This window comes from Stenotrophomonas sp. TWI1409 (genome assembly GCF_039673015.1).
GTDB lineage: Bacteria > Pseudomonadota > Gammaproteobacteria > Xanthomonadales > Xanthomonadaceae > Stenotrophomonas > Stenotrophomonas maltophilia_A.
On the sequence record NZ_JBDJKU010000005.1, the window covers coordinates 65,398 to 84,615 of the forward strand.

Below are 19,218 nucleotides of genomic sequence, written 5' to 3' on the forward strand. Positions count from 1 at the left end.
CACGACAAGAGCAACAGCCTCGCGCGCGTCGTGCAAAGCAGGCGTGAGCATGGCTGCAGGTCCTGCCCAACCCAAACCGCAGCCGAACGAAGGGGGAACCCTCGCCGACACGGGGGGTCACACCTTCTCCATGCGTGTGAAAACGAGGTGCTGCATCATGCAGAGTGGAAAGGCGGTATGGCCCTGGGTGCTGGGCGTGGTGGTGATCGGTGGCGCGGGCGGTTGGCTGTTCCGCGACCAGCTGAAGAGCCTGGCGGACGGAGTCTCGGTGCCGGTGCAATCCACTCCCGCCAGCAGCGCCGCACCTCCACAGCCAATGACGGCCGAGCAACCGGCCCCGGCACCTCCACCGATCAGGCACCCGCTGGAGACAGAGGCGGCCGCTGATCCAGCACTGCCGAACTTGGCCGACAGCGATGCGGCGGCCTGGGGCGCGCTGAGCCAGTTGTTCCAGGGCGAAGGGCCGCTGACCCTGCTGCTGCGCGACCACCTGATCCAGCGCCTGGTCACCCAGGTCGACAACCTGGACAAGCCCAGCGTACCACCCACCGCTCTGGCCGCGCGGCCGCTGCCAGGCAGCCTGCAGGTCGAGCCCGGTGAGGGCGGCGAGCGGATCGCCGCCAGCAACGCGGCGCGCTATACGCCCTACGTGCAGGCCTTCACCGCGCTGGATCCGGCGGCGACGGCCACCGCGTACAAGCGTTTCTATCCGTTGATCCAGCAGGCCTATGTCGATCTTGGCCGGCCCGAGGGCTATTTCAACGACCGTCTGGTCACGGTGATCGACCACCTGCTGGAGACCCCGGAACTGGCCCAGGCGCCGCTGGTGCAGCGCGACGAACGGGGCCGCTATCGCTTCGTCGATCCCACCCTGCAGTCACGCTCGATCGGGCAGAAGGCCCTGCTGCGTATAGATCCGGCGCAGGCGCGGGCGGTCAAGCAGCAGCTGCGGGCGATCCGCAGCGCGATCACCCGTTGAACCCTTCCACCGCGCGGAACTGATCGGGATCAACGCGCCGACCACACCCGTTCCGGCATGCTGGCCGCAGGCTGACTGGCCTCGGGGTGCAGTCGCAGTCACCCTTGAAACGGGGTGGGGCAACCGCATCTTTCCAGCATCGCCGGCGCGGGCCGGCCCTGATGACCGATGAGGATTCGCAATGCGGATGGACAAGCTCACCTCGCGTTTCCAGCAGGCGCTGGCAGACGCACAGTCGCTGGCCGTTGGCCGCGACAACAGCATCATCGAACCGGTTCACCTGTTCAGCGCACTGCTGGACCAGCAGGGCGGCAGCACGCGCCCGCTGCTGGCCCAGGCCGGGGTGAACGTGCCGGTGCTGCGCGAGCGCCTGACCGAGGCGCTGGATGCACTGCCGAAGGTGTCCGGCCAGGCTGGCAACGTTTCGATGGGCAACGACCTCGGACGCCTGCTCAATCACACTGACAAGCTGGCCCAGCAGAATGGCGATGCCTTCATTGCCAGCGAGTGGTTCGTGCTGGCGGCGCTGGAAGACAGTGGCACGCTGGGCATGGCGCTGCGCGCCGCCGGTGCCGACAAGACCCGCCTGCAGGCCGCGATCGACAAGCTGCGTGGCGGCGAGAACGTGCAGTCGGAGAATGCCGAGGAACAGCGGCAGGCGCTGGAAAAGTACACCATCGACCTGACCGCGCGCGCCGAGAGCGGCAAGCTCGATCCGGTGATCGGCCGTGACGAGGAAATCCGCCGCACCATCCAGGTGCTGCAGCGCCGGACCAAGAACAACCCGGTGCTGATCGGCGAACCCGGCGTGGGCAAGACCGCGATCGTGGAAGGCCTGGCCCAGCGCATCATCAACGACGAAGTGCCCGAGGGCCTGCGCGGCAAGCGTGTGCTGTCGCTGGACATGGGCGCGTTGATTGCCGGCGCCAAGTTCCGTGGCGAATTCGAGGAACGTCTCAAGGGCGTGCTCAACGACCTGGCCAAGAACGAAGGCCAGATCATCCTGTTCATCGACGAACTGCACACCATGGTCGGCGCCGGCAAGGCTGACGGCGCGATGGATGCCGGCAACATGCTGAAGCCGGCGCTGGCACGCGGTGAGCTGCATTGCATCGGCGCGACCACGCTGGACGAGTACCGCAAGTACATCGAGAAGGATGCCGCGCTGGAGCGGCGCTTCCAGAAGGTCTTCGTCGGTGAGCCGTCGGTGGAGGACACCATCGCGATCCTGCGCGGCCTGAAGGAAAAGTACGCGCTGCACCATGGCGTGGAGATCACCGACCCGGCCATCGTCGCCGCTGCGACGCTGTCCAACCGATACATCACCGACCGCCAGCTGCCGGACAAGGCCATCGATCTGATGGACGAGGCGGCCTCGCGCCTGCGCATGGAAATCGACTCCAAGCCGGAGGAGCTGGACCGCCTGGAACGCCGGGTGATCCAGCTGAAGATCCAGCGCGAGATGCTGAAGAAGGAAAAGGACGAAGCCTCGCGGCAGCGCCTGGCCGATCTGGAGAACGACATCGATGCGCTGGAGCGTGAGTTCTCCGACCTCAATGAAATCTGGAAGTCGGAGAAGGCAGCGCTGCAGGGTGCGACCAAGATCAAGGAGCAGGTCGAACAGGCCAAGCTGGAGCTGGAAGCCGCGCAGCGCCGCCAGGATTTCGCCAAGATGAGCGAGATCCAGTACGGCCTGCTGCCGCAGCTGGAAAAGCAGCTGGCCGCGGCCCAGGAGGCCGAGCACAAGGACTTCAAGCTGGTGCAGGACCGCGTGACCGACGAGGAGATCGCCGAGGTCGTATCGCGCTGGACCGGCATTCCGGTCAACAAGATGCTCGAAGGTGAGCGCGACAAGCTGCTGCGGATGGAAGAGGTGCTGCACAACCGCGTGGTCGGCCAGGAGGAAGCGATCAAGGTCGTCTCCGATGCCGTGCGCCGTTCGCGCGCGGGCCTGTCCGATCCGAATCGCCCGGCCGGTTCGTTCCTGTTCCTCGGCCCGACCGGTGTCGGCAAGACCGAGCTGTGCAAGTCGCTTGCCGAATTCCTGTTCGACAGTGCCGACGCGATGATCCGCATCGACATGAGCGAGTTCATGGAGAAGCACAGCGTCGCCCGCCTGATCGGTGCGCCCCCGGGCTACGTCGGTTACGAAGAGGGTGGCTACCTGACCGAGGCCGTGCGTCGCCGTCCGTATTCGTTGATCCTGCTGGACGAAGTGGAGAAGGCGCATCCGGATGTGTTCAACATCCTGCTGCAGGTGCTGGACGATGGCCGCCTGACCGATGGCCAGGGCCGCACCGTGGACTTCCGCAACACCGTCATCGTAATGACCTCGAACCTGGGCTCGCACCAGATCCAGGACATGAGCGCCGACGACAGTCCGGAGGCCTACACGCAGATGAAGGCGGCGGTGATGGGCGTGGTGCAGGCGCACTTCCGCCCGGAGTTCATCAACCGCCTGGACGACATCGTGGTGTTCCACCCGCTGGACAAGCAGCAGATCAAGCAGATCGCACGCATCCAGATGCGTGGCCTGGAAAAGCGCCTGGCCGAACGTGGTTTGAAGCTGCTGGTGTCCGATGCAGCGTTCGACCTGCTTGGCAACGTTGGTTTCGATCCGGTGTACGGCGCACGTCCGTTGAAGCGTGCGATCCAGGCGCAGCTGGAGAACCCGCTGGCGCAGAAGATCCTGTCCGGCGCCTTCGTCAACGGCGACACCATCGAAGTCGGCAACGACGGCGGCCACCTGGTGTTCGCCAAGGCGTGAGTCCATCGGGGCGCTGCCTGACCGCAGCGCCCCGTTTCCTGCGGAGTACGCCGGGCCATGCCCGGCGCTCACTCAGAAGCGGTGCGTATAGCCGCTCATCAAGCCGAACTGGTTCGCCTTCTGCACGATCGGGCTGTCGGCCGCATCGCCGAGCAGGCGCGTGCCTTCGGCCGAGATGTACCAGTTGCCATTGCGGCCCACGCGGTGGCTCCATTTCAGGCCAAGACCGGCGCTGACCAGCCCAGCCTTCGGCGTGTGCTGGGCAAAGCCGGTGCGCGCCGCCTGTTCCGGGCTGACGCCGTACCAGGTCTGCATGTAACCGCGATTGCCGTAGTCGGTGGAAACACTGCCGCTGACAACGCCACCGGCCAGGTCGAACAGCGGCATGCTCAGATTCAGATGGATCTGCTGGGTAGCCAGGCCGTTCTCGGCCTTGTCCTCGTCCTTGCGGGTGAACTGCCAGGAGCCGCTCAGCACGGCTTCGCCCAGCGTATAACCAGCCGAGACACCGACCAGGGGACGGGTATCGATATCACCCATGCCGCGCAGGAAGTCCGAACCGCCGAGCAGGGAGTCCTTGTCGCGGCGGATGCCGCTGGCGCCGACGTAGGCACGCACACGGGTGTGCTCGCCAATGGACGTGCCCCAACCGATGCCACTGGTGCCCAGAAACCAGCCCCCCGGCGAGGTGACATCGAACGACAGCGACGGCGTCGCGCGGTATTCCTCGCTGCCGCTGTAGCGCGGCGTCACGCCACCACCAGCGGCGAGCTCGAAGGTCCAGTGGTCATCCTTGGCGTGGGCGATCGGCGCGGCGAACAGCGGCAGCAGGGCCAGGCAGAGCAGGGTGGGGGAACGGCGAAGCTGGGACATGGAATCTCTCGACAATGGGAGGAAAGCAGCGCGCGCATCCGGCGAGTGCTGCAGGGTCGCCAGCGTGGCGATATGCCGGCGACCGATCCCTCCGCAGTTGTGCGGGAGTTGTAATCAACTGTAATGGCGCCCGTGGGCGTTCAGCTGGCAGCCAGCGGCCAGTGCATTTCCAGGCGCGCGCCACCCAGCGTGGCGCGGCTGATGCGCAGCTCGCCACCGTGGCGGGCTGCAATGCGGTTGACGATGGCCAGGCCCAGCCCGAAGCCGCCGGTATCGCGGCTGCGGCTGTCATCCAGGCGGGTGAACGGGCGCATCACTTTTTCGTGGTCGGCCTCGGCGATGCCCGGGCCGTCGTCATCCACGCGCAGGCACGCGCGGCCGCCGACACCGACCAGCGACACTTCCACCTGCGAACGCGCGTGGCGCAGCGCATTGCCCACCAGATTGCTCAGCGCCAGCTGCAGCAGCCGCGGTTCGGCATCCACCCGCGGCAACGCACTGGGCTGCACGCGCAGGACCACGCCGGCTCGTTCGGCATCACGGCGTGCATCGGCCAGGCAGGCCTGCAGCCAGTCGTTGGCTTCAATGCGCTGCATCGGCTCGCCTTCGCCAGGATGCTCCAGACGCTCATAGGCCAGCAGTTCGCTGACCAGCCGGTTGAGTTCGGCCAGGTCGCCGTGCAGCCCCTGTGCCAGCCGTGTACGGCGTTCGTGATCGTCGCTGTCCTGCATCAGGTCCAGGCCGAAGGCCACGCGCGCGATGGGCGTGCGCAGTTCGTGCGATATGGCATGGGTGAGGTCGCGCTGGCGCTGCACCAGTTCGGCCACGCGTGCGGCCATGCGGTTGGAATGGTCGACGATGACGCGTATCTGCGAGCGTGGCGAAACCTGCGCGCGCGCCTGCAGATCGCCGGCGCCGATGCGATCGGCATGCACGCGCAGCGCGTCCAGATCGCGCCAGAGCAGGCGCACCCAGGCGTACAGGCACAGCCCGAACAGGGCCAGCATCACCGAATAGGCGATCAGGGTGAGATAGAGGGTCATCGACGGCTCGCCTGGCAGATGCAGGCGCAGCCAGGGGCCATCGGGATGCAGTGGATCAAGCGGCGCCAGTACGATCTCGAACTTCTGCCGGGAAATGAGCCCGTTGCGCTGCAGCTGTTCCTGTTCGCCGGCCGCGAGGGCCGGTGCTGACGGCAGCAGAGCCAATGCGATGCCATAGTGGGGTTGCCATTGCGCCAGCTGATCCTGCTGGGCGGCGGAGTCCTTTCCGTCCAACCCCTGCCGCAATGCATACAACTGGCCGCGCACCTGCTCTGCGAACACACGCTGCTGGAACGGCAGGTAGATGCGATCGAAGATCACGTTGATCAGCAGCAGGGTGATCAGGAAGCTCGCGCCGACCACCAGCCACAGGCGCAGGAACAGCCGCTTCATGCCGACCAGGACGAGGGATTGAACTGGTAGCCGCGGCCCCACACCGTCTTGATCCGCCGCGGTTCGCGCGCGTCATCGCCCAGCTTGCGGCGCAGCTTGCCGATGCTGACATCGACACTGCGGTCCAGGCCGTCAAAGCCGATGCCGCGCACCGCCTGCAGGATCTGGTCACGCGAGAGAATCTGCCCCGGCTGGCTGGCCAGCAGCCACAGGATCTCGAATTCGGTGGTGCCCATGTCCACCGGCTGGCCGTGCAGATGCACCTCGCGCTGCATGCGGTCGATCAGCAGCTCGCCGTGCATGAGGCGGCAGGGGCTGCCGGTGTTGCTGCTGCCATGGCGGCGGCGCAGCAGGGCGCGCAGGCGGGCCAGCAGCAGGCGCGGCTCGATCGGCTTGTGCACATAGTCGTCGGCGCCCGATTCCAGGCCGAGCACCTGTTCGATGTCGTCCTCGCAGGCGGTCAGCATCAGGATCGGCACATCGGAGAAGCTGCGGATCTGCCGGCACACATCGATGCCGCCAAGGCCGGGCAGCATCAGGTCCAGCACCACCAGTTCCGGCGCGTGCTGGCGGCAGGCCGCACCGGCGAGGTCGCCACGGGCCACATGCTGCACGGCGAAGCCATGTTCGTGCAGGTAGTCGCTGACCAGTTCGGCCAGGCGGCGGTCGTCCTCCACCAGCAGCACCGGGGTCGGCGAGCCGCTGGCGGCGGGTGTCCAGGGGGATGACTGCATGCGCTTGGGCCTCCGTGCCCGGGCAGGAGCGCCCGGCGGCGAAGCCTATCAACGCCCCATGACGGCTGCCTGAATCGCGGCCAACCTGATAACCGGTGGTACTGGCGTCATCGCCAGCAGCTTTCAGCGCGTGGTTCTGGCTGGCCTATGGTGGCGGTTTCCCCGGATGGAGCCTGGCGCAATGAGCGACCCGCAGTGGCAACTGGAAACCCTGGCCGTGCATGGCGGCTACCGTCCCGATCCGACCACCCGCGCGGTGGCGGTGCCGATCTACCAGACGGTGGCGTATGCCTTCGATGACACCCAGCACGGCGCCGATCTGTTCGACCTGAAGGTGCCCGGCAACATCTACACCCGCATCATGAACCCCACTACCGACGTGCTGGAACAGCGCCTGGCCGCGCTGGAGGGGGGCATCGGCGCGCTGGCACTGGCCTCGGGGCAGGCGGCGATCACCTATGCCATCCAGACCATTGCCGAGGCCGGTGACAACATCGTGGCCTCCAGTGCGCTGTATGGCGGCAGCCTCAACCTGCTGGCGCATACGCTGCCGCAGTACGGCATCCAGGCGCGCTTCGCCGACCCGGCCGATCCGTCCGCCTTCGCCGCGCTGATCGACGAACGCACCAAGGCGGTGTTCGTCGAATCGATCGGCAACCCGCGTGGCAACGTCACCGACATCGCGGCGATTGCCGAGGTCGCGCATGCCGCCGGCGTGCCGCTGATTGTCGACAACACCGTGGCCACGCCGTTCCTGCTGCGCCCGTTCGAGCACGGCGCCGATATCGTGGTGCATTCGCTGACCAAGTACCTCGGCGGCCACGGCAACAGCCTCGGCGGCGCGATCGTCGATTCCGGCCGCTTCGACTGGGCTGCACAACCCCAGCGCTTCGCACGGCTCAACCAGCCCGACCCCAGCTATCACGGCGTGGTCTATACCGAAGCGCTGGGGCCGGCGGCCTACATCGGCCGCGCGCGGGTGGTGCCGCTGCGCAATACCGGCGCGGCGCTGTCGCCGTTCAATGCGTTCCTGATCCTGCAGGGCATTGAAACCCTGGCGCTGCGCATGGAGCGCATCAACGCCAACGCGCTGGCTGTCGCGCAGTTTCTGAAGTCACACGCAAAGGTGGCCTGGGTGCGCTACGCCGGGCTGGCCGACGACCCCGAGCACGCCGCCGCGCAGCGCTACCTGGGCGGGCACGGCTCGGGCGTACTGACCTTCGGCCTGCCGGGCGGCCGTGAAGCCGGCGCACGTTTCCTCGATGCGCTGAAGCTGTTCACCCGCCTGGTCAACCTGGGCGACGCGAAGTCACTGGCCACCCATCCCGCCTCGACTACCCATCGCCAGCTGGACGCCGCCGAACTGGCCAAGGCCGGTGTCAGCGAAGACACCGTGCGGCTGTCGATCGGCATCGAGCATATCGGCGACCTGCGTGCCGACCTGGAGCAGGCCCTGGCTGGCGCCTGATAGCCGCACGCTTGGTCGTCATCGCCACAGGCGATCACCACCGGCACCGCGATGCGCTACGGTGGAACTGCCTCTCCAAGGCATGGCAACGTGGCGATCCAGATCCCCGGTCGATGCGGGTCGACCGGGGATTTTTTTGTTTCCGGGGTCAGATGCACCGCCGCGTCGACCAAGGTCGACACCCACCAACAGCAGCGGGGAACTGTCGAAGGCGGGGGGGGGCCGGTTGCGGGGGCGTGAGCCGCATGGATGCGGCGACCGAGCTTACATGGACGTACTTGCAGCGCCCCCCGCAACCGGACCCACCCCGCCATTCCACGGAGAGTCAGCTTTTGCCGTTGCAGTTGAAGTTGATTCAGCAGGTGCAGGGCTGCAAGCCCTGCCGCGCCCACACTCCTCACACCACCGGAATGCTGTGCTGCCCGATATTCCGGTAGGGCGGCGTGGCCATCACCATCTCGGCCAGCGAATAGGCCAGCTCGCGCTCTGCCATCACCGTGCCATCGGCACCGTGTTCCAGCAGATGCTTCACCTCCGCATCGCTGTGCGCACGCGCCAGCAGGGTCAGATCCGGATTGATCGCACGCAGCTTGGCCAGCGCCTCACCGGCTTCCAGCGGCTGAGGAATCGCCAGCACCGCAATCTTCGCGCGTTCCGGATGCGCTTCGGCCAGCACGCGGTCGGCAGCAGCACTACCACGGATCGCCGCCAGGCCCTTGGCGTGCGCCTGTTCGACGTGCTCCTTGTTGTCATCGATCACCAGCACCGGCACGCCGCGATCGCGCAACACCTGCGCCAGCTCGCTGCCGACCCGGCCGTAACCAATGACGATGGCATGGTCATGCAGGTCACGCGAGGGACCGGTGGCCTCTTCCGGCTCGGCGGCCTGGGGCGACTGCTCCTGCTTGGCCTGCCAACGGTCAAGCAGCCCGAACACCAGCGGGTTGAGCATGATCGACACCAGCGCACCGGCCAGCACCAGCGACTGGCCTTCCTTCGGCAGGATCTGCAGCGCGACGCCGAGGCCGGCGATGATGAAGGCGAACTCGCCGATCTGCGCCAGGCTGGCCGAGATGGTCAGCGCGGTGCTGGTCGGGTGGCCGAACGCACGCACGATGAAGAACGCGGCGGCCGACTTGCCGAACATGATGATCAGCACCGTGGCCAGCACCTGCCACGGGTGCTGGATGAGGATGTTCGGGTCGAACAGCATGCCGACCGAGACGAAGAACAGCACTGCGAACGCATCGCGCAGCGGCAGCGAATCATGCGCGGCCTTGTGGCTCAGTTCCGATTCGTTGAGCAGCATGCCGGCGAAGAACGCGCCCAGTGCGAACGAGACGCCGAACAACATCGCCGAGCCGAACGCCACGCCCAGCGCGATCGCCAGCACCGAGAGGGTGAACAGTTCGCGCGAACCGGTACCGGCGATGCGTTCCAGGATCCACGGGATGACCCGGCGCCCGACCACCAGCATCACCGCCACGAACAGGCCCAGCTGCACGAAGGTCCAGCCGATGTCGGCCAGCACGCTGCCCAGCGAGTGCGATTCCTTGGCCGCATCGGGGCCGAACACACCGGCCATCACCGGCATCATCACCAGCGCCAGCACACAGGCCAGGTCTTCCACGATCAGCCAGCCGACCGCGATCTTGCCGCGCATGGTTTCCAGCAGGCGGCGTTCCTCCATCGCCCGCAGCAGTACCACGGTACTGGCGGTGGCCAGCGAGAAACCGAAGATGACGCCATGCAGGGCTGGCCAGCCCATCAGCGAGGCCACGCCCCAGCCGAGCAGGGTAGCGACCGCGATCTGGCCGATGGCACCGGGGATGGCGATGGCCTTGACCGCCATCAGGTCCTTCAGCGAGAAGTGCAGGCCGACGCCGAACATCAGCAGCATCACGCCCAGCTCGGCCAGCTGGTTGGCCAGCGCCTGGTCGGCGACGAAGCCGGGGGTGAACGGGCCTACGCAGATGCCAGCAACCAGGTAACCGACCAAGGGAGACAAGCGGAGCTTGTTGGCCAGCGCGCCGAAGATGAAGGCGAGCCCGAGGCCAACGGCAACGATGTTGATCAGGTCGGTGTCATGGTGCATCGGCACTCGCAGAAAAACGGGGGTATCCCGATTTTCACCGATGACGCCAGATACGGCAAACCTTAAATGCGAATGGGGTCAGATCCCTCTCCCGCAGGAAAAGGGATCTGACCCCACCGGGGAGTTGCCGGCCAGCGGCCGGCACTACCGCTTACCAGGTGTACTTGACCCGGCCGTACACGTAGGCGCCGTTGAAGCCGAACGGCGAGTAGTTGCTGTACGGCAGCATGCCGAAGGTGGAGTTCTGCAGGTCTTCGGTGCGGTCCGGGTACTTGTCCAGCAGGTTGTCGGCGCCCACGGTCAGGGTCCAGTTGCTGCTCGGCTTGTAGCTGGCCGAGGCATCCACCACCCAGGCGTCGCCGTAGGTCTGGTCGCGCAGTGCGGTGGCCGAGTTGCGCACGGTGAATTTGCCGTAGCGGGTCGCGGCCAGGCCCAGTTCCCAGTGGTCCGAACGCCAGGTGCCGCTCAGGATCGCCTTGTCGCGCGGATAGCTGTCCTCGATGCGGCCGATCTCATCGCGGCCGATCAGCGACTGGGTCAGGCCCAGCGTGCCGAACACCGCCGGGGTGCCGCCGACGCGGCGCACTTCGGTGTCGTTGTAGCTGTACGCGGCGGTCAGTTCCAGGCTGCTGGCGCTGAAGGGCACCGTGTAGCTGGACACGAAATCGACACCGCGGGTGCGCGTATCCAGGCCGTTGGTGAAGTACGAGAACGCGGTCACCTGCGGCAGGCCCAGCGTGCCCAGCAGCGCGCTGGTGGCGGTGTTGGTGGTGATGCTGGACGACAATGCGATGCGGTCATCGATGTCGATCTGGTAGGCGTCGACGGTGATGTACAGGCGGTCGACCGGCTGCAGCACCAGGCCCAGGCTGTAGGAGGTGGAGGTCTCGGCCTTCAGCGGCGAGGCGCCCAGCGCCTGCGCAGCCGGGCTGGTGGTGGGGAAGGTGCCGCGCTCGACGAACACGCCGTTGAGGAACTGGCTGGTGACCGCCTGGTAGCCCTGCTGCGCCAGCGAAGGTGCACGGAATCCGCTGGACGCGGTGGCCCGCAGCGCAACCTTGTCGGTGAACGCGTAGCGCGCCGACAGCTTGCCGGAGAAGCGGTCGCCGAAGTCCGAGTAATCCTCGTAGCGGCCGGTGATGCCGGCCGAGAACTTCTCGGTCAGGTCCGCTTCCAGGCCGGCATAGACCGCGTAGTTGTGGCGGTCGGCATGCACTTCATTGGTGGGGGTGAAGCCACCGAAGCCCTGCGCGCCACTGCCGGTGTACGAGTTCAGCTCGCCCGGCTTCTGGTCCCACTTTTCCTTGCGGTACTCACCGCCGAAGGACAGTGTGACCGGGTAGGCCAGGCCCCAGTCCAGCGACTTGGTCAGGTCGGCGTTGAAGATGTCCTGCTGGTACTTCAGCGTGCCGTCGTAGAACGAGCGCGGGCTGGTTGCGCCGAGACTGTAGTTGATGCTGTTGCGGGTGTGGAAGTCGAGGGTGTTCTCGCCGTGGTTCAGGCTCAGGTCCCAGGTCCAGCCGTTGTCGGTGTTGCCCTTGACCCCGGCCACCAGCGAGCGGTCCTTGGAGTACTGGTTGATCTCCGGCACGAAGCCGTCCGGGTAGGTCTGCGCCAGCAGCGCGCTCTGCCCACTGTGGTTGCGCGAGCGGTAGAACGCGAACGAGGTGATGTCGCGGTTGCTGAGCAGCGCGCTGGCGTAGCCGGTCACGCGGTCGCTGAAATCGAAACTGGCGTTGACCGAAGCCGCAGTCGCATCCACGCGCGGGTCGCCGACGATGAAGGTCTTCTGGCCGATGCTCGGGAAGTTGCCGGTGTTCGGGGTGGTGCCGCGGTACGGGCCGGCGCGGTTGCTTTCGTCCTGCTGGCTGATCTGGCCGGCCACGTGCACGCGGCCACGGCCGTTGCCGAACTCGACGCCGGTATCGCCGGAGAGCTGGTACTTGTTGCCGTCACCGGCCGAGTACTGGCCGTAGTCCACCGCCAGGCTGCCGCCACTGCCGCTGCCCTTGAGCACGATGTTGATGACGCCGGCGATGGCGTCCGAGCCGTACTGTGCCGACGCACCGTCGCGCAGCACTTCCACGCGCTCGATGGCGGCGATCGGGATCGCATTGATGTCCACTGCCGACGAGCCCCGGCCGATGCTGCCGTTGACGTTGATCATCGCCGAGGTGTGGCGGCGCTTGCCGTTGACCAGCACCAGCACCTGGTCCGGCGACAGGCCACGCAGCTGCGCCGGGCGCACGCCGCTGGTGCCGTCGGTCAGGGCCGGGCGCGGGAAGTTCAGCGAGGGCAGGGCGCGCGACAGGGCGGTGGCCAGCTCGCTGGTGCCGGTGGACTGCAGGGCTTCGGGGGTGATGATGTCGATCGGCGACTGCGATTCGGCCACCGTGCGGTCGGCCACGCGGGTGCCGGTGACGATCACCGTGTCCAGGGTGTTGGCGGCGGTGCCGGCCTGCTGGGCAGCGGCAACGAACGGAGAGCCACCGAGTGCGACAGCGACGGCGGCGGCGATCAGGCTGGTCTTGCGGGTCATCGGGACGGAGCTCCGGTTGGCGGGGGCGGCACCGGAATCGACATCACGGGGGTGAGGCGGACGGCGGTTGTTGCGGTGCGCAAAGCAGGAATTAACGGGATATTCAGTGCGTGTCAAATGCCGGTCATCGGAAAAAACGTTGCAGCAGCAACCATTTAGCCCGGATCGGCACTGGCGGGGGAGGGAGCCCGGGACGCGCGCGGCAAGGACGTGGGAGAGAGGAACGCCGGCCGCCGCGCATCCCGGGACGCGTCAAGTATTCGTTAACGCTAGAATTGCGTCGCAGGAACAGTGCTCACCAGCACATTCCATCTGGTTATATGGACGCCTCCCCCGATGATTTCCCTTCGTAATTTCGCCTTGCGCCGCGGCGAGCGGCTGCTGTTGTCCAATGTCGACCTGACCCTGCACGCCGGTTACCGGGTGGGTGTGGTTGGCCGCAACGGTGCTGGCAAGTCCAGCCTGTTCGCGGCGGTGAAGGGCGAGCTGGAGGCGGACAAGGGCGATGTCGATCTGCCCGGCAAGGTGCGCATCGCCAGCGTCGCCCAGGAAACCCCGTCGCTGCCCGACCCGGCGCTGAGCTTCGTGCTGGGCGGTGACATCGAGGTGGCCGCAGTGCTGGCCGCCGAGGCCGAGGCGACCGCCCGTGAAGACTGGGAAGCGGTGGCCGAGGCGCACACGAAGATGGCCGAGCTCAATGCCTACGACGCCGAAGCGCGCGCCGGCAAGCTGCTGCACGGCCTCGGTTTCCCGGCAGAGACCCACCACCGCGCGGTGTCCTCGTTCTCCGGCGGCTGGCGCGTGCGCCTGAACCTGGCCCGCGCGCTGATGATGCCCAGCGACCTGCTGCTGCTGGACGAACCGACCAACCACCTGGATCTGGATGCGGTGTACTGGCTGGAGCAGTGGCTGCTGAAATATCCGGGCACCCTGCTGCTGATCTCGCATGACCGCGAGTTCCTCGACAACGTGGCCACCCACACCCTGCACCTGCACGGTGGCGGCGCCAAGCTCTATCCGGGCGGCTACACCGACTTCGAGCGCCAGCGCGCCGAACAGCTGCGCCAGCAGCAGATCGCGCACGAGAAGGAACAGGCCGAGCGTGCCCACCTGCAGAGCTTCATCGACCGCTTCAAGGCGCAGGCCAGCAAGGCCGCGCAGGCGCAGAGCCGCATGAAGCGCCTGGCCAAGCTGGCCGGCACCGAAGCGGTGCGTGCCGAGCGCGAGTTCCGCATCGAGTTCGCGCCGCCGGCCAAGCTGCCGTTCTCGCTGATCCGCCTGAACCACGTCGAGGCCGGCTACGGCAAGGACGCGGTGATCCTGCACAACGTCGGCTTCGGCCTGGAAGCGGGCCAGCGCATCGGCCTGCTCGGCCCCAACGGTGCCGGTAAGACCACCCTGGTGAAGACCCTGGTGGGCGAGCTTGCGCCGATCGTCGGCGAGCGCATGGCGCACCCGGACCTGAAGATCGGCTACTTCGCCCAGCACACGGTGGAGTCGCTGCACGAAGGCCAGTCGCCGATGGAGCATTTCCGCGAGATCGCGCCGGACGCACCGAACCAGTCGTTCCGCGATTTCCTTGGCAAGTGGAACTTCCCGGGCGACCGCGCGTTCGAGCCGGTCGATGGTTTCTCCGGCGGCGAGCGCGCGCGCCTGGCGCTGGCGCTGATCGCCTGGCAGCAGCCGAATGTGCTGCTGCTGGACGAACCGACCAACCACCTTGACCTGGAAATGCGCGAAGCGCTGGCCGAAGCACTGGCCACCTTCGAAGGCGCGATCGTGATGGTCTCGCATGACCGCCATCTGATCGGCCTGGTCTGCGATACCTACTGGCGCGTGGCCGATGGCGTGGTCGAGCCGTTCGACGGCGACCTCGACGCCTACGCGGCCTGGCTGCGCACCCGTCCGCAGGCGCAGGGCACCAAGGCGCGCATGGAACAGGTGGAAGAGCCGGTGGTGGTCAAGACCGCGCCGGTGGCTCAGGTGGTGCAGAAGAAGCCGGTGAACCCGCACAAGCTGGCCGCCGCCGAAGCCAAGGTGGCCGAGCTGGAAAGCGCCCTGGCCGAGCTGGACCGCCAGCTGGCCGACCCGGCCAACTACGCCGATGCCACCCGCATGGCCGTGCTTGGCCGCGATCGCGAAACCGCCGCCGCGCAGCTGGAAAAAGCCGAAGCGACGTGGATGGAGCTGCTGGAGTCCTGATCACGCAAAAAAGGGGACGGAGGGGATTAAGTCGTTTGTGCCACAAACGACTTAATCCCCTCCGTCCCCTTTTTCATCTCTGTGCCTGCAGCCATTCGCGGAACCGCTTCGCCGGCTCACGCTCGGCACGCGAGCGCAGTCGCGTGAGCCAGTAGCGCCCCAGCTCCAGCGTGGTGCTGAATGGCTGCAGCAGGCGACCCTCGGCCAGTTCCTGCTCGAACATGCGCAGCGGCAGCAGCGCCACGCCGGCACCACCCACCGCGGCCATCGCCACCGTCAACGACGAATCAAACACCGGCCCGCGGGCTTCCACGCCACTCACTCCTGCCGCCTGCAGCCAGCGCGGCCATTCGTCGCTGCGGTAGGAGCGCAGCAGGGGCAGGGTGCCCAGGTCGCGTGGCTGTTTGAGCCGCCGCGCCAATGCTGGTGCGCACAGCGGTGCAAACGGCGCGTCGAGGATCGCTGTGCAGGCCTGGCCCTGCCAGTCGCCATCACCGAAGCGGATCGCCAGGTCCAGGCCCTCGCCGGCCAGATCGATGCGGTTGTTGTGGGTCTGCAGTCGCAGCTCGATGTCCGGGTGCGCGGCCTCGAACGCAGCCAGCCGTGGCAGCAGCCAACCGGTGGCGAAGGTGCCGACCACGCCCAGCGTCAGTACTTCACGGGCCGGGCCACCGGTGTAGCGCGCGATGCTGGCCGAGATGCGCTCGAACGATTCGTTGAGCACCGGATACAGCGCCGCGCCCTCCTCGGTGAGCGCCACGCCGCGCGGCAGGCGATGGAACAGACGGATGCCGAGCCGGTCCTCCAGCCCGCGGATCTGGTGGCTCAGCGCGGCCTGGCTGACGCACAGCTCCAGCGCGGCACGGGTGAAGTTCTGGTGGCGTGCGGCCGCCTCGAAGGCACGCAGGGCGTTCAGCGGCAGGGTAGGGTGCAGCATCGGAGTAGTCGTGAGCCAGGATGATGGCTGATCCTACCTGCCTCGCGCCCAGTTCAGGAGAATTAAAGGGTTGATTGCGACAGGCATTAATCCAGCTAATGCCTTCCGCTGATTTTTCGCGCTGGTCGCCTGCGTGCGAGGCTTCAATAATCGGGCGGTCCCCCAGGAGAACCCGCATGCTCGCCCGTCGCCGATTCCTGCAGTTCAGTGGTGCTGCCGTTGCTTCCTCGCTTGCCCTGCCGTTGCTGGCCCGTGCGGCGGGCAAGACCGCCGCCAGTGCACCGACCGATGCCGCCCTCACCGCCGCCACCGACTTCGCCGCACTGGAAAAGGCCTGTGCCGGCCGCCTCGGCGTGACCCTGCTTGATACCGCCAGCGGCCGACGCATCGGTCATCGCCAGGACGAGCGTTTCCCGATGTGCAGCACGTTCAAGAGCGTGCTGGCCGCCACCGTGCTCAGCCAGGCCGAGCGCAGGCCCGCGTTGCTGGACACGCGCGTGCCGGTGCGCGATGCCGATCTGCTCTCGCACGCGCCGGTCACCCGCCGCCACGCCGGCAAGGACATGACCGTGCGCGATCTGTGCCGTGCCACGATCATCACCAGCGACAACACTGCCGCCAACCTGCTGTTCGGCGTGGTCGGTGGCCCGCCCGCGGTGACTGCGTTCCTGCGCGCGAGCGGTGATGCGGTGAGCCGCAGTGATCGCCTGGAGCCGGAGCTGAACAGCTTTGCCAAGGGCGATCCGCGCGACACCACCACGCCGGCGGCGATGGCTGCGACCCTGCAGCGCGTGGTGCTGGGCGAGGTGCTGCAGCCGGCGTCGCGGCAGCAGCTGGCCGATTGGCTGATCGACAACGAAACCGGCGACGCCTGCCTGCGCGCGGGCCTGGGCAAGCGCTGGCGCGTCGGTGACAAGACCGGCAGCAACGGCGAGGACGCGCGCAACGACATCGCCGTGTTGTGGCCGCTGGCCGGCGGCACGCCCTGGGTGCTGACCGCCTACCTGCAGGCGGGTGCGATCAGCAACGAACAGCGTGCCACGGTGCTGGCGCAGGTAGGCCGCATCGCCGATCGCCTGATCGGTTGAGGTAACCGGGGTCATTCAGAAGTGGCTTGCCGGATCGGTTCGGCGCGCGCATCCTGCGCGCGTTCGAATCACACGGAAGTCCCCCATGAGCCATGAACTGATCTACCTGCTGCTGATCTTTGCGCTGCTGGTGATCCCACGCGCGCTGCAGCGTTTCAGCCTGCCCGCGCCGCTGACCTGCCTGCTGTTCGGCATCATCGGCATGCTCTGGCTGGGCGACCAGGCGCACGACGCGGTGATCGGTCTGTTGGCCACGCTGGGCATTTCCTCGCTGTTCCTGTTCGCCGGCCTGGAAGTGGATCTGCAGGCGCTGCGCCGTGGCATGTGGCCGCTGCTGGCGCATCTGGTGATCCGTACCGGCACGCTGTTCGGTGTGGGCTGGCTGGCCTGGCGCTACGCGGGGCTGCCGTGGCAGGCCGCGGGCCTGCTGGCGCTGGCGCTGCTGACGCCCTCCACCGGTTTCATCATGGATTCGCTGTCGCGGCTGGGCCTGAGCGAGGACGAGCGGTTCTGGGTGACCAGCAAGGCCATTGCCGGTGAACTGCTGGCGCTGGCGGCGTTGTTCATCGTGCTGCAGGCCGGTGATCCGGGGCACATGGCGCTGTCCAGCCTGGCCCTGCTGGCGATGATGGTCGGCCTGCCGCTGCTGTTCATCGCGCTGGGCCGCTGGGTGGCGCCGCACGCGCCGGGTTCGGAGTTCTCGCTGCTGGTCATGGTCGGCATGGTCGCGGCGTACATCACCTATCTGCTGGGTGTGTATTACCTGGTCGGTGCCTTCATCGCCGGCCTGGTCGCGCGCCTGCTGCACCAGCGCATGCCGCTGCTGGCCTCGCACGAGAACCTGCATGCGCTGCGCCTGTTCGCCTCGTTCTTCGTGCCGTTCTATTTCTTCAATGCCGGCACCAAGGTGCCCAGCGAAGCACTGAGCTTTGAGGCGCTGGGGCTGGGCATCGTGATCACCCTGGTGGTGCTGCCGCTGCGCATCGGCGTGGTCTGGCTGCAGCGTCGGGTGATGTTCGGCGAGAGCTTCCGCAGCAGCCTGCGGGTCTCGCTGGCGTTGGCCCCGACGCTGATTTTCACCCTGGTGCTGGCGGCGATCATGCGCGAGCGTTTCCAGATTCCGGCGGTGCTGTTCGGCGCGCTGCTGCTGTATGCCGCACTGACCACGCTGTTGCCGTCGCTGGTGTTCCGCACGCCGTTCGATGTCGATCCGGTTGAACAGGAACCTGCGGGTGAAGGCGAAGCCGCGCCGGTGGCGGCCACCGAAACGCTGCCAGCGGCATCTGCAGTCGATCGCTGAGCGGATGCTGCGCGTGCGGTTTGCGCACTTCGGCCATGGCCGTTAGGGTTGGGGCATGAAACTGCCTGCCGTTGTCACCGCTTCCGCCCTCCTGCTCAGCCTTGCTGCGTGTTCGCAGCGCTCCGATACGGTCGCCCATGATCTGGCGACCGCACCGGCCGATGCCTTCATGGCCGCCATCGCCGCGCATTGCGGCCAGGCTTACGCCGGCAAGGTGGTGGAGGACACGCCGGCACCAACCGGCAGGGATCCGTTCGCCGGGCAGCGCCTGGTCATGCATGTGCGCGGCTGTGCCGATCCGGCGCACGAGCTGCGCATCCCGTTCCATGTCGGCGATGACCACTCGCGGACCTGGGTGCTGACCCGTACGGAAACCGGCCTGCGCCTGAAGCACGACCATCGCCACGAAGACGGCAGCCCCGACGCGATCACCCTCTACGGTGGCGACAGCACGCCGCCGGGCACCGCCGAGCGCCAGCAGTTCCCCGCCGACGCCGATTCGGTGGCGATGTTCCGCCGCGCCGACATGCTGGCCTCCACGCACAACACCTGGGCGATGGAGATTGATCCCGACCAGACCTTTGTCTACGAGCTGACCCGCCCGGAGGGCCGCCGCTTCCGCGTGCAGTTCGACCTGAGCAAGCCGGTTGCCCTGCCGCCTGCACCGTGGGGCGACGATAAAGCGTCCGCCCCGTGATCCCAGGGTCGGATCCCTCCTGCGGAGGGCCTCGACCCCAGAAAGGCCCTCAGTAGATCCACGCCATGTGTGGATGCGGGATACCGGACCGGGGCCAGAGCCC

At 67.2% G+C, this 19,218-nt stretch carries 13 protein-coding genes; 7 read left to right on the forward strand and 6 right to left on the reverse strand.

Features of this window, described 5'->3' with window-relative positions:
- Window positions 1-157 precede the first annotated feature (157 nt).
- Window positions 158-979, forward strand: coding sequence for a DUF3014 domain-containing protein (locus tag ABE423_RS03170; protein ID WP_180837824.1), 822 nt, complete (start codon window positions 158-160; stop codon window positions 977-979).
- A gap of 181 nt (window positions 980-1,160) precedes the next feature.
- Entirely contained in the window at window positions 1,161-3,746 is a 2,586-nt protein-coding gene (gene clpB / locus ABE423_RS03175) for an ATP-dependent chaperone ClpB (protein ID WP_346484961.1), read from the forward strand.
- Window positions 3,747-3,818: 72 nt separating this feature from the next.
- Here clpB and ABE423_RS03180 read toward each other — a convergent pair whose 3' ends face one another.
- The 3 genes from ABE423_RS03180 to ABE423_RS03190 all read right to left on the reverse strand — a co-directional run bounded on the left by ABE423_RS03180 (window position 3,819) and on the right by ABE423_RS03190 (window position 6,789).
- The gene (locus tag ABE423_RS03180; RefSeq protein WP_346484963.1) at window positions 3,819-4,619 is read right to left on the reverse strand and encodes a MipA/OmpV family protein; all 801 of its coding nucleotides are present in this window, start codon (window positions 4,617-4,619) and stop codon (window positions 3,819-3,821) included.
- Between the two features lie 140 nt (window positions 4,620-4,759).
- A complete protein-coding gene (locus ABE423_RS03185) occupies window positions 4,760-6,055 on the reverse strand; it encodes an ATP-binding protein (RefSeq protein ID WP_049461521.1) in 1,296 nt (431 codons plus the stop codon).
- Window positions 6,052-6,789: a response regulator transcription factor gene (locus tag ABE423_RS03190; RefSeq protein ID WP_032128544.1), complete on the reverse strand. Its 738-nt coding sequence runs from the start codon at window positions 6,787-6,789 to the stop codon at window positions 6,052-6,054. Before ABE423_RS03190 ends, ABE423_RS03185 begins: the two co-directional genes overlap by 4 nt.
- 181 nt (window positions 6,790-6,970) lie before the next feature.
- Between ABE423_RS03190 and ABE423_RS03195 the strand changes: the two genes are divergently transcribed.
- Window positions 6,971-8,257: an aminotransferase class V-fold PLP-dependent enzyme gene (locus tag ABE423_RS03195; protein ID WP_032128543.1), complete on the forward strand. Its 1,287-nt coding sequence runs from the start codon at window positions 6,971-6,973 to the stop codon at window positions 8,255-8,257.
- 397 nt (window positions 8,258-8,654) lie between these two features.
- Here the strand turns inward: ABE423_RS03195 and ybaL are convergent, their stop codons facing one another.
- Window positions 8,655-10,352, reverse strand: a complete 1,698-nt coding sequence (ybaL, locus tag ABE423_RS03200; RefSeq protein WP_180837828.1) for a YbaL family putative K(+) efflux transporter — start codon at window positions 10,350-10,352, stop codon at window positions 8,655-8,657.
- 151 nt (window positions 10,353-10,503) lie between these two features.
- A complete protein-coding gene (locus tag ABE423_RS03205) occupies window positions 10,504-12,891 on the reverse strand; it encodes a TonB-dependent receptor (RefSeq protein WP_293798383.1) in 2,388 nt (795 codons plus the stop codon).
- 336 nt (window positions 12,892-13,227) lie between these two features.
- On the opposite strand from ABE423_RS03205, the gene ABE423_RS03210 reads away from it, so the two are divergent.
- Window positions 13,228-15,093, forward strand: a complete 1,866-nt coding sequence (locus ABE423_RS03210; RefSeq protein WP_346484967.1) for an ABC-F family ATP-binding cassette domain-containing protein — start codon at window positions 13,228-13,230, stop codon at window positions 15,091-15,093.
- A gap of 73 nt (window positions 15,094-15,166) precedes the next feature.
- Here the strand turns inward: ABE423_RS03210 and ampR are convergent, their stop codons facing one another.
- Window positions 15,167-16,030 (reverse strand): LysR family transcriptional regulator AmpR, encoded by an 864-nt coding sequence (gene ampR, locus ABE423_RS03215; protein WP_180837831.1) that lies wholly within the window; start codon window positions 16,028-16,030, stop codon window positions 15,167-15,169.
- Window positions 16,031-16,206: 176 nt separating this feature from the next.
- Between ampR and blaL2 the strand changes: the two genes are divergently transcribed.
- From blaL2 to ABE423_RS03230, 3 genes are all read left to right on the forward strand, one after another.
- Window positions 16,207-17,118 (forward strand): L2 family extended-spectrum class A beta-lactamase, encoded by a 912-nt coding sequence (gene blaL2, locus ABE423_RS03220; protein ID WP_049400784.1) that lies wholly within the window; start codon window positions 16,207-16,209, stop codon window positions 17,116-17,118.
- 85 nt (window positions 17,119-17,203) lie between these two features.
- A complete protein-coding gene (locus ABE423_RS03225; RefSeq protein WP_032128538.1) occupies window positions 17,204-18,418 on the forward strand; it encodes a cation:proton antiporter in 1,215 nt (404 codons plus the stop codon).
- Between the two features lie 55 nt (window positions 18,419-18,473).
- Entirely contained in the window at window positions 18,474-19,115 is a 642-nt protein-coding gene (locus tag ABE423_RS03230; protein ID WP_346484970.1) for a hypothetical protein, read from the forward strand.
- Window positions 19,116-19,218: the final 103 nt, after the last annotated feature.

What these genes read in the sequence shown, in the direction of transcription:
- ABE423_RS03170 (WP_180837824.1), top strand. Translation starts at nt 158, where the DNA reads ATGCAGAGTGGAAAGGCGGTATGGCCCTGGGTGCTGGGCGTGGTGGTG.
- clpB (WP_346484961.1), top strand. Translation starts at nt 1,161, where the DNA reads ATGCGGATGGACAAGCTCACCTCGCGTTTCCAGCAGGCGCTGGCAGAC.
- ABE423_RS03180 (WP_346484963.1), bottom strand. Translation starts at nt 4,619, where the DNA reads ATGTCCCAGCTTCGCCGTTCCCCCACCCTGCTCTGCCTGGCCCTGCTG.
- ABE423_RS03185 (WP_049461521.1), bottom strand. Translation starts at nt 6,055, where the DNA reads ATGAAGCGGCTGTTCCTGCGCCTGTGGCTGGTGGTCGGCGCGAGCTTC.
- ABE423_RS03190 (WP_032128544.1), bottom strand. Translation starts at nt 6,789, where the DNA reads ATGCAGTCATCCCCCTGGACACCCGCCGCCAGCGGCTCGCCGACCCCG.
- ABE423_RS03195 (WP_032128543.1), top strand. Translation starts at nt 6,971, where the DNA reads ATGAGCGACCCGCAGTGGCAACTGGAAACCCTGGCCGTGCATGGCGGC.
- ybaL (WP_180837828.1), bottom strand. Translation starts at nt 10,352, where the DNA reads ATGCACCATGACACCGACCTGATCAACATCGTTGCCGTTGGCCTCGGG.
- ABE423_RS03205 (WP_293798383.1), bottom strand. Translation starts at nt 12,891, where the DNA reads ATGACCCGCAAGACCAGCCTGATCGCCGCCGCCGTCGCTGTCGCACTC.
- ABE423_RS03210 (WP_346484967.1), top strand. Translation starts at nt 13,228, where the DNA reads ATGATTTCCCTTCGTAATTTCGCCTTGCGCCGCGGCGAGCGGCTGCTG.
- ampR (WP_180837831.1), bottom strand. Translation starts at nt 16,030, where the DNA reads ATGCTGCACCCTACCCTGCCGCTGAACGCCCTGCGTGCCTTCGAGGCG.
- blaL2 (WP_049400784.1), top strand. Translation starts at nt 16,207, where the DNA reads ATGCTCGCCCGTCGCCGATTCCTGCAGTTCAGTGGTGCTGCCGTTGCT.
- ABE423_RS03225 (WP_032128538.1), top strand. Translation starts at nt 17,204, where the DNA reads ATGAGCCATGAACTGATCTACCTGCTGCTGATCTTTGCGCTGCTGGTG.
- ABE423_RS03230 (WP_346484970.1), top strand. Translation starts at nt 18,474, where the DNA reads ATGAAACTGCCTGCCGTTGTCACCGCTTCCGCCCTCCTGCTCAGCCTT.